This window comes from Serratia oryzae, assembly GCF_001976145.1.
Lineage (GTDB): Bacteria > Pseudomonadota > Gammaproteobacteria > Enterobacterales > Enterobacteriaceae > Chania > Chania oryzae.
In genome coordinates this window covers 65,873-78,135 of record NZ_MOXD01000006.1, presented here as the reverse complement: position 1 = coordinate 78,135, position 12,263 = coordinate 65,873, and the positions used below count along the sequence as shown (strand labels likewise).

The following is a 12,263-nucleotide window of genomic DNA, read 5'->3' as shown; positions in this document are numbered from 1 at the left end:
ATCTCCCAACGGAAATTCAAGGGATATTCCTTCTGATTGCTCAGGCGACGGTCCGTCGCCTGGTGGCGATAGGGCTAAGAACCGATTATTGCGCGGGCAGCGTTGGCACGTTGCTGTCGAACCAGGTCTGGTAGATTTTGGCGTAGGTTCCGTCGGCGATGATTTTTTTCAGCCCGGCGTTGATCTTGTTACGCAGTTCATCATTACCTTTCGCTACGGCGATGCCGAAATACTGGCGTTCAAACTTGGCGTCAGAAACCAGTTTGAACTCTTTCTCCGGGTGGGTTTTGATGTAGAACTTGGCCACGCCAACGTCACCCACGGCGGCGCCGATACCGTCTTCATACAACTCTTGCAGCATCAGAGGGGTATTGTCGAAGCGTTTGATCGCCGTGCTGTTTTTACCCAAAGTGTCGGAAACCACGATATCCCCGGTGCTGGAGTTGACGACGCCAACCTTCAGCGCTTTCAGCGCCGCGATGGAATCTACATTGGAGTCTTTCGGGACGACGATCGCCTGCTCAGCCGGGAAGTACGGCGCTGAGAAGTCAACCATTTGCTTGCGTTTATCGGTAATGGTGATGCCGGAAATGATAATGTCGCGATCGCCGGAGTTCAGGGTGGCAAAAATGCCTTCCCACGGTGTGTTAACCAGCTTCACCTGGAAACCTTCCGCTTTGGCCACGGCCTTGATCACATCAATATCAAAGCCTTCCAGCTCTTTATTGCTGTTTTCGAATTCAAATGGGCGGTAAGTGCCGCCGGAACCGACGACGTAGGTTGGCTCCGCCGCGAAGGAAGCTGTAGAAAAAGTGGCTGCCAGACAGGCAACGATCATCATGAAGCGTTTTAACATGGTCTCTCCCCAGAAATTAAAGGTTATATATTGGATTTATTTATGCACTTTCTTTGCATAAAAATAAGCTTATATGAATAAAAACACAACCATTACGACATGCTGAAAATACTAACAGTGTTAAATATGAATAATTATTTTTATCATGGTGTAAATGTCGGGGAAAACTTTGGCTAGCCAGTGCTTATTGCTGCATAGCTTAGCCACGATAATGAGAAGTCAAATACCGCCAATAGCGATTTTTCTGCGGTAAAAGTGGCTTTTTTTGCCGCTTTCGGGTGAAAATGAAACCATAGGCTCAGGAAGTTCTTATCCTTACTCTGAGTCTGCTGGTTTAATGCCGCTCCTGGTGTGGAGTCGAACAGAAAGTTGTGGGATGATTGGGCGGTTTTTCAGGGGGCGGAGATGGGAAAACTTACGCTGCTGTTACTGGCATTGCTCGGCTGGCTGCAGTACTCGCTGTGGCTGGGTAAAAATGGTATTCACGATTATGTGCGGGTCAATGAAGACGTAGCGGCTCAACAGAGCAATAATGCTAAACTAAAGGCGCGTAACGATCAGTTGTTTGCCGAGATCGACGATTTGAACGGCGGTCAGGAAGCGATTGAGGAGCGTGCACGTAATGAACTGGGGATGATTAAACCCGGTGAGACTTTTTATCGTCTGGTGCCTGACCAATCCAGACGCAGCGCGGCCCCCTCCACGCCAAATAACCTACAAAAATAACGCATGAATCATTTCGCAAATTCCTTGCCGCCGGTGATTGCCGTCCTGCCCGCTGCCGGGATCGGCAGCCGCATGCAGGCCGATTGCCCGAAACAGTATCTCACTATCGGCCAGCAAACCATTCTTGAGCACGCGATCCACGCTTTGCTGCGGCATCCGCGTATTTCACAGGTGATCGTGGCGATCGGCCCCGACGATCGTCAGTTCCACCGGTTGCCAATCGCTCAGGATCCCCGAGTGCGCGTTACCCTGGGTGGCCAGCAGCGTGCCGACTCGGTGATGGCTGGGCTGCAACTGGCGGGTGATGCCGAATGGGTATTAGTGCACGATGCGGCGCGTCCTTGCCTGCATGCCGACGACTTGGAACGCCTGCTGGCGATTACTGCGCACAGTATGGTGGGGGGCATTCTTGCCGCGCCGGTGCGTGATACCATGAAGCGCGCCGAAGTGGGGCAGAACGCTATTTCACACACCGTTGAGCGCCAGGACTTGTGGCATGCGCTGACGCCGCAGCTCTTTCCGTTGGCGTTGCTTAAGTTCTGCCTGCAACGCGCGCTGGATGAAGGCGCAACGGTGACCGATGAGGCTTCGGCGCTGGAGCATTGCGGCTATCATCCGTTATTGATCGCCGGGCGTTCAGACAATATTAAAGTGACGCGGCCGGAAGATTTGGCGCTGGCGGCGTTTTATTTGACTCAGTTGAACCATTAAGGAGCGCATTATGCGTATCGGTCACGGTTTTGATGTTCATAAATTGGGTGGCGAAGGGCCGCTGGTGATCGGTGGTGTTCGCATTCCTTACGAAAAAGGTTTGTTGGCACATTCTGACGGTGATGTCGCGCTGCATGCTGTCACCGATGCTCTGCTAGGGGCAGCGGCGCTGGGGGATATCGGCAAGCTGTTCCCGGATACCGATCCGGCATTCAAAGGCGCCGACAGCCGTGAGCTGCTGCGTGAAGCCTGGAAACGCATTCGAGCCAAAGGCTATCGCCTGGGGAACCTGGACGTGACTATCATCGCTCAGGCACCCAAGATGGCCCCGCATATCCCGCAGATGCGTATCTTCCTGGCGGAAGACCTGCAGTGCCATATGGACGACGTTAATGTAAAAGCCACGACCACCGAGCAACTGGGCTTTACCGGGCGCGGTGAGGGCATTGCCTGCGAAGCCGTCGCCTTGTTGATCAAGGAGTAGCCGGATGGATATGGCAAATCTGACCTGGCTGTACGGCCAGCCTCAGGCCCATGGGGTGCTGAAAGCCAACCCAGAAGATTTTGTCGTGGTGGAAGACCTGGGGTTTACGCCGGATGGTGAAGGTGAACACCTGTTGGTGAACATTCGCAAAAACGGCTGCAACACCCAATTTGTGGCCGATTATCTGGCGAAGTTTGCCGGTATCCACGCCCGTTCAGTTAGCTATGCCGGTTTGAAAGACCGTCACGCGGTGACCGAGCAATGGTTCTGCCTGCATCTGCCGGGCAAAGAATCCCCTGATTTTACTCACTTTGCGCTTGAAGGCTGCGAAGTGTTGCAAGCCGTGCGCCATCTGCGCAAGCTGCGTATCGGCACTTTGAAAGGCAACGACTTTACCCTGGTGTTGCGCCATATCAGCGATCGCCAAGACGTGGAGCAGCGTTTGCAGGCCATTGCCGCGGGGGGCGTGCCGAACTACTTCGGCAGCCAGCGCTTTGGGCGCGGCGGTAATAACCTGATCATGGCTCGTCGCTGGGCCAAGGACGAGATTCGAGTCAAAGAGCGCAGTAAGCGCAGTTTCTACCTCTCCGCCAGTCGTAGCGCTCTGTTCAACCTGATTACCAGCCAGCGTTTGGCCAACCAGCAACAGCGTACCGTGCTGGAAGGTGATGCGTTGCAGCTTGCCGGGCGCGGCAGTTGGTTTGTAGCCAAATCCGAAGAGCTGGTTGGCCTGCAGCAGCGCTTGGATGCCGGTGAGTTGCTGATTACTGCCCCCCTGCCGGGGGATGGTGAGCCCGGCACCGTTGGGGAAGCACTGAAATTTGAACAGCAGTGCTTGGCGGAACAGCACGAATTGCTTACGCTTTTAAAGCGCGAGCGTGTTGAACCCGCTCGGCGGGCCCTGCTGTTGCAGCCGCAGAAACTGCTGTGGAACTGGTGGGATGATGTCACCGTTGAATTACGCTTTTGGTTGCCCGCCGGCAGTTTTGCTACCAGCGTCGTTCGCGAAATCATGCAGCAGGATAACAGTGATGCGGATATTACTGAGTAATGACGACGGTGTTTCAGCACCGGGCATTCAGGCGCTGGCCAAGCGGCTGCGTGAATTTGCCGAGGTGCAGGTGGTGGCACCCGATCGTAACCGCAGCGGTTCCTCCAATGCGCTGACGCTGGAGTCGCCATTACGCACGCTGACCATGCCAAATGGCGATATAGCGGTGCAACATGGGACACCGACGGACTGCGTCTACCTGGGGGTTAATGCGTTGATGCGCCCGGCACCCGATGTGGTGGTATCTGGCATCAATGCCGGGCCGAATCTGGGGGATGATGTTATTTATTCCGGCACGGTTGCTGCCGCTATGGAAGGCCGCCATCTGGGCCTGCCGGCGCTTGCGGTGTCGCTGAATGGCCACCAGCATTATGATACGGCGGTGGTGATCGCCTGTTCCCTATTGCGCGCTTTACAGCGTGAACCGCTGCGTACCGGCAAAATCCTCAATATCAACGTGCCCGATTTACCGCTTTCGGAGATCAAAGGGATACGTGTGACCCGCTGTGGTAGCCGACATCCAGCAGATAAAGTCTTTTGCCAGCAGGATCCGCGTGGGCAGAATCTGTATTGGATTGGGCCGCCGGGGGATAAATTCGACGCCGGCCCAGACACTGATTTTGCTGCGGTGGAGCAAGGGTATGTTGCCGTCACGCCTTTGCAGGTGGATTTGACCGCCTATGGTGCACAGAATGTGTTAACAACATGGTTAACCAAAGTAGAGGTTAGCGGGGAATGGTGAACAAACGCATACAGACATTGTTGACGCAGTTGCGCCAGCAAGGGATTAGGGACGAACGATTGCTCAAGGCAATCGAAGATGTGCCGCGTGAGCGTTTTGTTGATGAGGCGCTGGAACACAAGGCTTATGAAAATACCGCATTGCCTATTGGTTCGGGCCAGACGATTTCCCAGCCTTATATGGTGGCGCGTATGACGGAACTGTTGAACCTGACACAAACCTCCAGAGTGCTGGAGATTGGTACAGGGTCCGGCTACCAGACTGCGATCCTGGCCCATCTGGTGCAGCATGTTTGTTCTGTTGAGCGCATCAAAGGGCTGCAGTGGCAGGCAAAACGCCGCCTGAAACAGCTCGATCTTCACAACGTTTCAACGCGCCATGGCGATGGTTGGCAGGGCTGGGCATCACGCGGGCCGTTTGATGCGATCATTGTGACCGCGGCGCCGCCAGAAATTCCACAGGCGCTGATGCAGCAACTGGACGACGGCGGCATTCTGGTATTGCCGGTGGGGGAGCAGGCGCAAACGCTGAAACGTATTCAGCGTTATGGCAATGAGTTTTCGATCGATGCCGTAGAGGCCGTGAGGTTTGTTCCACTGGTGAAAGGTGAACTGGCCTAGCGCGAAGAGTTTGTCGCCCAGTAAGAAATCTGTTGCACTTTCATAATGTCCGGTTAAGGTTTTAGCGTTTCGATAATATTAATTTTCAATACAATTGTTTTTCTGTGTTGTTGTCTTATGCGGTGGCAGTGCCAATGCGCTGAGCATTGGCGGTGCTGCTTTTTTGCCTCCCCGGCGAAAGATCACCTGGTGTTCAGGGATCGGTCGAGGGAACCTTTCGTTGTGAACGCTGAGAAAACGCTCAAGCTCAGCTACGATGTAAAGGATATTTTTTGGATATATCACTGATATTGCTGTCATGGGGGAAGCATGAGCACGGGAAGCCCAATGATTACTTTGCGCCGAGTTGCGGTGTGTACGATGTTAAGTTTGTGGTTGGCAGGTTGTTCGAATAATAATTCCACCTCGGCACCTATCAGCAGCGTAGGTGATGATGGCGCTGCTGTATCAGGTAATGCGGGTAGCACCTCGTCTTCTAAGGGGCGCATTGTTTACAACCGTAGTTACAATGCCATACCTAAAGGAAGCTATAGCGGTAGCTCTTATACCGTTAAGCGCGGCGACACGTTGTTCTATATTGCCTGGATCACTGGGAACGATTTCCGTGACCTGGCGCAGCGTAATAATATTCCTCAACCATACAATCTGGAAGTGGGCCAAACCATCCAACTTGGCAATGGTTCTGCCAATGGCAGCGGCGGAATGCTTGCAGCGACCGACGCGACGAAAGGCGGTATACCGAAGCCACCATCCAGCTCTCAGATACAAACTGCAACGGTTGATTCTCAATCAACTAACGCGTATTCTGGTAACTCGGGTAAACAGAATGTAGGTAAGATGTTACCTGCGTCAGGAGCGGTCGTGGCAGGTTCCGCCAGCGCTCCTGTTACCGCGCCAACTGCGACACCTTCGGTGAGCAGTACCGTCAATAATAGCGCTCCAGTGAGTAGCTGGAGATGGCCAACTGACGGTAAGGTTATTGATAGCTTCTCTTCATCGGAAGGTGGGAATAAAGGTATCGATATCGCTGGCACCCGTGGGCAGCCTATATTTGCTACCGCCGATGGCCGTGTAGTCTATGCAGGCAACGCTTTACGGGGTTACGGTAATCTAATCATCATCAAACACAATGATGATTACCTGAGTGCCTACGCCCATAACGACACAATGCTGGTCCGGGAACAACAAGAGGTCAAGGCGGGGCAAAAAATAGCAACGATGGGAAGCACCGGAACCAGTTCAGTACGTTTGCATTTTGAAATTCGTTACAAGGGGAAATCCGTAAACCCGCTGCGTTATCTTCCGCAGCGATAGATTGGGCAGAATGCGTTGTATTCTGCTCGCGGTATCACGGGTAGGAGCCGCTTATGAGCCAAAATACGCTGAAAGTTAACGAGTTACATGATGATGCAGATTTCGATGAGAATGCCACGGAGGTTGAGTCATTCGACGAAAAAGCACTGGTAGAGGAAGAGGCCAGTGAGAATGATTTGGCAGAAGACGAGCTCTTGTCTCAAGGTGTTACCCAACGCGTATTGGATGCGACGCAGCTCTACCTGGGCGAAATCGGTTATTCCCCTCTGCTGACTGCAGAGGAAGAGGTTTATTTTGCGCGGCGTGCATTGCGCGGAGACGTATCGTCTCGCCGCCGCATGATAGAGAGCAACCTGCGGCTGGTGGTGAAAATTGCCCGCCGTTACAGCAATCGCGGCCTGGCGCTGCTGGATCTGATCGAAGAGGGTAACCTTGGTCTGATCCGTGCGGTCGAAAAGTTTGATCCAGAACGCGGTTTCCGCTTCTCTACTTATGCGACCTGGTGGATCCGCCAGACGATCGAACGGGCGATTATGAATCAAACCCGTACTATCCGTTTGCCGATCCATATTGTTAAAGAACTGAATGTTTATTTGCGTACCGCGCGTGAGCTTTCTCACAAACTGGATCACGAACCAAGCGCTGAAGAGATTGCGGAGCAACTCGACAAACCGGTTGATGATGTCAGCCGGATGCTGCGCCTGAACGAACGTATCACTTCTGTTGATACGCCGTTGGGCGGTGATTCTGAGAAAGCGTTGCTGGATATTCTGGCTGATGAGAAAGACAACGGGCCGGAAGACACCACGCAAGACGATGATATGAAACAGAGCATCGTTAAATGGCTGTTCGAGTTGAACGCCAAGCAGCGTGAAGTGTTGGCTCGCCGTTTTGGTCTGCTGGGCTATGAAGCGGCAACGCTGGAAGACGTGGGCCGTGAGATTGGTTTGACACGTGAACGTGTTCGCCAAATTCAGGTTGAAGGCTTGCGTCGTCTGCGTGAAATTCTGCAAACACAAGGCCTGAGCATTGAGGCTCTGTTCCGCGAATAAGCGAATTTGATTGTTGAATGAAAACGGTGAGCAGCGCGCTCACCGTTTTTTTATGCCTGTAATATCAGCGGGTTCAAACCAGGCTTTTTAGCCGGTAGATCCATTCCAACGCCTGGCGTGGTGACAGGGAGTCTGGATCCAGTGTCTCTAAGGCTTCTACGGCGGGTGAAACCTCTTCATTGAGTAACGTCATCTGGGTTGCATCCACCGTACCGGCAGCGGTTTGGCTCGAGAGGCTTTCCAACTCACGTAACTTTTGGCGAGCTCGTTTGATCACATCACGCGGTACCCCGGCCAGTGCGGCAACCGCCAGCCCGTAACTCTTACTGGCTGCGCCATCCTGCACGCTGTGCATGAAGGCGATAGTATCGCCGTGTTCCAGCGCATCCAGATGCACGTTGACCACGCCCGCCATTTTCTCTGGCAGGGTGGTGAGCTCGAAGTAATGTGTGGCGAACAATGTCATGGCCTTGATGCGGTTAGCCAGATTTTCGGCACAGGCCCAGGCAAGAGACAGTCCATCATAGGTCGAGGTGCCTCGACCAATCTCATCCATCAACACCAAGCTGTTTTCTGTAGCGTTATGCAGAATATTGGCAGTTTCGGTCATTTCCACCATAAAGGTAGAACGGCCGGAAGCCAGATCGTCTGCGGCACCCACGCGGGTAAAGATGCGATCTATCGGGCCAATGGTGGCTTTAGCTGCGGGAACGAAGCTACCAATATGCGCCATCAACACAATCAGCGCCGTTTGGCGCATATAGGTACTTTTACCCCCCATATTGGGGCCAGTAATGATCAGCATACGCCGCTGTGGCGACAGTGAAACCGGGTTGGCGATGAAAGGTTCACTCAGCACCTGCTCCACGACCGGGTGACGGCCTTCGGTGATGTGAATACCCGCTTGTTCACTCATGGTTGGGCAGGCGTAGTTCAGCGTTTCTGCCCGTTCAGCCAGGTTGGCCAAGACATCCAGCTCCGCCAAGGCTCCGGCACTTTGCTGTAGTTCTTCAAGATGTGGCAACAGCAGATCGAACAATTCATCATACAACCCTTTTTCGATCGCCAGCGCTTTCCCTTTCGAGGTTAGCACCTTATCTTCGTACTCTTTCAGTTCAGGAATGATATAGCGTTCGGCATTTTTCAGCGTTTGGCGACGTACATAATGGATCGGCACCAGGTGGCTTTGCCCACGGCTGACCTGAATGTAGTAACCATGCACGCCGTTGAAGCCCACTTTCAGCGTATCCAAACCGAGTTTTTCACGCTCACGGATCTCAAGGCGATCCAGATAGTCACTCGCGCCGTCGGCCAGCGCTCGCCATTCATCCAGTTCTTCGTTATAACCGGGGGCGATGACGCCGCCATCGCGTACCAGCACCGGCGGTGTTTCAACGATGGCGCGTTCCAGCAATGCCTGTAATTCATCAAATTGCCCGACCTGCGACAGCAGTTTCTGCACGTGCGGCGTTACGGTGTTTTCCAGCAATGTGCGGATCTCCGGCAATTGTTGGAAAGCGTGGCGCATACGTGCCAGATCGCGCGGGCGAGCGGTACGCAGAGCCAAGCGTGCCAAAATACGCTCCAGATCGCCGACCTGGCGTAGCGGCTGCTGCAGATCGTTACTCAGCTCCTGCAATGAAGCGATAGCCTGCTGGCGGTGATTCAGCACGTTGACGTCGCGGGTCGGCATGTGCAACCAACGCTTCAGCATCCGGCTACCCATCGGTGTGACGGTACGATCAAGGATCGCTGCCAGCGTGTTCTCGCTGCCACCGGACAGGCTTTGCGTGATCTCCAGATTGCGACGGGTGGCCGCATCCATGATGATACCGTCCTGCTGGCGTTCCATGGTGATCCCGCGGATATGCGGCAGCGAAGTACGCTGGGTGTCTTTGACATATTGCAGCAGGCAACCTGCAGCCCGCAGGGCCTGATGTGCCTGTTCAACGCCAAAACCGGTGAGATCGCGGGTACCGAATTGCAAGTTCAGCTGCTGGCGGGCGGTTTCCAGCTCAAACTCCCACAGCGGGCGGCGGCGCAGGCCGTGGCGCTGTTCGATCAGCGCCATCTGTTCGAAGCTTTCCGGATAGAGAAGCTCTGCCGGGTTGGTACGCTGCAGTTCGGCTGCCATGGTTTCGAGATCTTCTGGCTCGGCAACGCGGAAGCGGCCAGAGCTGATATCCAGCGTAGCGTAACCAAAACCGCGAGCATCTTGCCAGATGGCAGCCAGCAGGTTGTCCTGCCTTTCCTGCAGCAAGGCTTCATCGGTGATGGTGCCTGGGGTGACAATGCGGACAACTTTACGTTCCACCGGGCCTTTACTGGTGGCTGGGTCGCCAATCTGTTCGCAAATCGCTGCTGATTCACCCAGTTGTATCAGTTTGGCGAGATAGTTTTCCACCGCATGGTGAGGAACGCCTGCCATTGGAATAGGCTCGCCTGCTGATGCGCCACGTTTGGTGAGTGAGATATCCAGCAACTGGGATGCGCGCTTGGCATCATCATAAAACAGTTCATAGAAGTCACCCATCCGGTAGAACAGCAGGATCTCCGGATGCTGTGCCTTCAGGCGAAGATACTGCTGCATCATTGGCGTGTGTGAATCGAAATTTTCGGTGCTCGTCATAAAGTTACCGTTTCCAATCCATTGAATTTAAAGTTTATTGTGATTTTCGTTGTCATCATTGGGTATCACGTTGTCTCATGAAAAAACACTGCATCTCACGTGTGGAGCTGAAAATAGGAGTCAGCATAATTAAATCAATCAGTTGGTCATAAAGCGGAGCATATATGACGGGCAAACAGGCTGGCAAACCTTTGTGATCCCAAAGGCATCAAGATGATGACGCCAACGGATAAAAAAACGAACTGCTATCGGTATGGGCCAAAGCCTGTATGGGGATTGATGCCTCTTTCCAGCGCTATACTAGCCCAGCGATCAATAAACTGTCACAGGTAAAAACTGGAAACGTCTCGCAAACTTCGTTTGTAACGGTTTGAGTAAGGTTGCAAGAATTAATTCAAATCAGGAATGAGCTTACGCCCTGCGATTGTGTTGAAAGAAAATAAGTTAGGGCCGTCAGAAACGGGGCAAGGGCTGCTAATACTCGCAAATAAAGGCTGAGGGAATCACTGAGTAAACAATCATGGCTGGTGGTGGTTACGCACCAGCCATAAGAAGGCCTGCTTTATTTCGGCTGTATCCCGATATTGTCATCAATGCGTTTGAGCATGTACGGGAAGAACGGGTTTGAAGATAAACGCATCAGCGAATCCAACCCCACCACCAGCACTGCCCGTTCACCGCGTGCGGCGAAGGTTCCCAGGCTGATACCGTACTGATTACGCGGATCAGGGTAACGCCCGTACAGTGAATCGCTCAGCGGGAAGGGTAACGCAACGTGCGACAGTGAGAAGATATCCGGCAAGTAGGTGATACCCAGCTTTTCGGTGGTTTCTGCGGTTTGCCCGGCCGCAGTGGTACGCGCCTCGGTATCGGTGGTTTCCGGTGTCACGTTAGTGACGATGGTCGCTTTGTAGTTACGCGGCGGTGCGGGTAACAACCTAGGCAGCGCGGTATAGGAAGACGTTCTGAGCAATGGCCCAAACGCAACCGCCTGATTTAAATCGAACAGCACGACTTCACTGCCGTTAGCAGGCAGATGATTATACAGTGCCGTAATCACCGCCCGGGTGCTGACCGTTGAATCCATCACTGACTGGAAGGTCAGAATCGGCGGTAGCTCCGCCATCTTATTGTTACGCGAATCACTCGCGATCTGCTTTTGCAATTCCTGCGTCAACTGGAAAGACTGGCGTGCCGCATTAACCGGGAATGAGTTGTATTTGAACGGGTTGAACTCGGGTACGATGCCCAACCAGGCCGCCTTGGCAAACGCCGGGAAGATGGCAGGCCAGCCGGCAATGCCGGCAAAACGAGCAAAGCTGGTTACGCCAATCATTGGGGAAATCAGCACCACGCGCTGAGGTTTTGCCAATGTGGCATCATCCAGCGTATCCAGCGTGTACTTCATCGCCAATGCGCCACCGTTGGAGAAACCGACGATGTGCAAAGGCACGTCATCGCCAGCGAGGCTTTTTGCTTCACGCACCGCCAGGCGTGTTGCGGCCAGCCAATCCTGCCATTCAACATTGGTCAACGCACCCGGAACGGTTCCGTGTGCGGGCAAGCGAATACCGACGGCAACATAGCCTTGTTGGCGATAATTATCTGCAATGTGCCTCAGGCTGTAAGGGGTATCGGTCAGCCCATGTAATAACACTACGGCACCTTTCGGGTTGCCTTCTGGCATCATCACGTATGAACGATTCCAATCGGTGGGGAATTTTTCGGGATAGATAGGGCTTCCGGCATAGTAGCGGTTCAACGGCGTTTGGGTGCTGCTGTCTAGCTTATCGGTAACGTTCAGCCGAACTTCTTCGAAAATCGCATTTTCTGCTTTCAAATAGTCAGCCCAACTGGCTTTATCGATCGCATCGGCACGCATTTCATGGGGGACAAAAGTATGCCAAAGCTGGAGTGCCGGACCTTGTTGAGTGTAATAAATACGCCCAATCAGTGCGCCGATGGTTAAAAGCAACACCATCAGTACGAGACGTTTAACCCATTTGATAAACATATACCTTAACTCCGTTTTTTATTGTAATAACCGAGCCGGAAAACTCGCTATCATCCCGAAAAGT

11 protein-coding genes are annotated in these 12,263 nt (G+C 53.4%); 8 read left to right on the top strand and 3 right to left on the bottom strand.

The features are described from left to right. Positions 1 to 85: 85 nt before the first annotated feature. Positions 86 to 856, bottom strand: a complete 771-nt coding sequence (locus BMI79_RS12405; protein ID WP_076942450.1) for a basic amino acid ABC transporter substrate-binding protein — start codon at positions 854 to 856, stop codon at positions 86 to 88. Positions 857 to 1,261: 405 nt separating this feature from the next. On the opposite strand from BMI79_RS12405, the gene ftsB reads away from it, so the two are divergent. From ftsB to rpoS, 8 genes are all read left to right on the top strand, one after another. Beyond that, positions 1,262 to 1,582, top strand: coding sequence for a cell division protein FtsB (gene ftsB / locus BMI79_RS12400; RefSeq protein WP_076942449.1), 321 nt, complete (start codon positions 1,262 to 1,264; stop codon positions 1,580 to 1,582). 3 nt (positions 1,583 to 1,585) lie between these two features. Further along, entirely contained in the window at positions 1,586 to 2,293 is a 708-nt protein-coding gene (gene ispD, locus BMI79_RS12395) for a 2-C-methyl-D-erythritol 4-phosphate cytidylyltransferase (protein WP_076942448.1), read from the top strand. 10 nt (positions 2,294 to 2,303) lie between these two features. Further along, on the top strand, positions 2,304 to 2,777 hold the full coding sequence (gene ispF, locus BMI79_RS12390; RefSeq protein ID WP_076942447.1) for a 2-C-methyl-D-erythritol 2,4-cyclodiphosphate synthase: 474 nt from the start codon (positions 2,304 to 2,306) through the stop codon (positions 2,775 to 2,777). A gap of 4 nt (positions 2,778 to 2,781) precedes the next feature. Continuing rightward, positions 2,782 to 3,828 carry a tRNA pseudouridine(13) synthase TruD gene (truD, locus tag BMI79_RS12385; protein WP_076942446.1) on the top strand — a complete coding sequence of 349 codons (1,047 nt, stop codon included), beginning with the start codon at positions 2,782 to 2,784 and terminating at the stop codon, positions 3,826 to 3,828. Continuing rightward, positions 3,809 to 4,570: a 5'/3'-nucleotidase SurE gene (surE, locus tag BMI79_RS12380; RefSeq protein WP_076942445.1), complete on the top strand. Its 762-nt coding sequence runs from the start codon at positions 3,809 to 3,811 to the stop codon at positions 4,568 to 4,570. The genes truD and surE overlap by 20 nt, the downstream gene beginning before the upstream one ends. Then, positions 4,564 to 5,190, top strand: a complete 627-nt coding sequence (locus BMI79_RS12375) for a protein-L-isoaspartate(D-aspartate) O-methyltransferase (RefSeq protein WP_076942444.1) — start codon at positions 4,564 to 4,566, stop codon at positions 5,188 to 5,190. Before surE ends, BMI79_RS12375 begins: the two co-directional genes overlap by 7 nt. A 327-nt stretch (positions 5,191 to 5,517) precedes the next feature. Continuing rightward, positions 5,518 to 6,504, top strand: coding sequence for a murein hydrolase activator NlpD (gene nlpD / locus BMI79_RS12370; protein WP_083704434.1), 987 nt, complete (start codon positions 5,518 to 5,520; stop codon positions 6,502 to 6,504). Positions 6,505 to 6,557: 53 nt separating this feature from the next. Beyond that, positions 6,558 to 7,556: an RNA polymerase sigma factor RpoS gene (gene rpoS, locus BMI79_RS12365; protein WP_076942442.1), complete on the top strand. Its 999-nt coding sequence runs from the start codon at positions 6,558 to 6,560 to the stop codon at positions 7,554 to 7,556. 73 nt (positions 7,557 to 7,629) lie between these two features. Here the strand turns inward: rpoS and mutS are convergent, their stop codons facing one another. After that, the gene (gene mutS, locus BMI79_RS12360; RefSeq protein ID WP_076942441.1) at positions 7,630 to 10,185 is read right to left on the bottom strand and encodes a DNA mismatch repair protein MutS; all 2,556 of its coding nucleotides are present in this window, start codon (positions 10,183 to 10,185) and stop codon (positions 7,630 to 7,632) included. A 562-nt stretch (positions 10,186 to 10,747) separates the two neighbouring features. Beyond that, positions 10,748 to 12,199 carry an alpha/beta hydrolase gene (locus tag BMI79_RS12355; RefSeq protein WP_076942440.1) on the bottom strand — a complete coding sequence of 484 codons (1,452 nt, stop codon included), beginning with the start codon at positions 12,197 to 12,199 and terminating at the stop codon, positions 10,748 to 10,750. Between the last annotated feature and the right edge of the window lie 64 nt (positions 12,200 to 12,263).

Excerpts from the sequence above, each read along its gene's own strand:
- rpoS (WP_076942442.1), top strand. The coding sequence starts at position 6,558 with ATGAGCCAAAATACGCTGAAAGTTAACGAGTTACATGATGATGCAGAT.
- ftsB (WP_076942449.1), top strand. The coding sequence starts at position 1,262 with ATGGGAAAACTTACGCTGCTGTTACTGGCATTGCTCGGCTGGCTGCAG.
- nlpD (WP_083704434.1), top strand. The coding sequence starts at position 5,518 with ATGATTACTTTGCGCCGAGTTGCGGTGTGTACGATGTTAAGTTTGTGG.
- BMI79_RS12375 (WP_076942444.1), top strand. The coding sequence starts at position 4,564 with ATGGTGAACAAACGCATACAGACATTGTTGACGCAGTTGCGCCAGCAA.
- BMI79_RS12355 (WP_076942440.1), bottom strand. The coding sequence starts at position 12,199 with ATGTTTATCAAATGGGTTAAACGTCTCGTACTGATGGTGTTGCTTTTA.
- BMI79_RS12405 (WP_076942450.1), bottom strand. The coding sequence starts at position 856 with ATGTTAAAACGCTTCATGATGATCGTTGCCTGTCTGGCAGCCACTTTT.
- surE (WP_076942445.1), top strand. The coding sequence starts at position 3,809 with ATGCGGATATTACTGAGTAATGACGACGGTGTTTCAGCACCGGGCATT.
- ispD (WP_076942448.1), top strand. The coding sequence starts at position 1,586 with ATGAATCATTTCGCAAATTCCTTGCCGCCGGTGATTGCCGTCCTGCCC.
- mutS (WP_076942441.1), bottom strand. The coding sequence starts at position 10,185 with ATGACGAGCACCGAAAATTTCGATTCACACACGCCAATGATGCAGCAG.
- ispF (WP_076942447.1), top strand. The coding sequence starts at position 2,304 with ATGCGTATCGGTCACGGTTTTGATGTTCATAAATTGGGTGGCGAAGGG.
- truD (WP_076942446.1), top strand. The coding sequence starts at position 2,782 with ATGGATATGGCAAATCTGACCTGGCTGTACGGCCAGCCTCAGGCCCAT.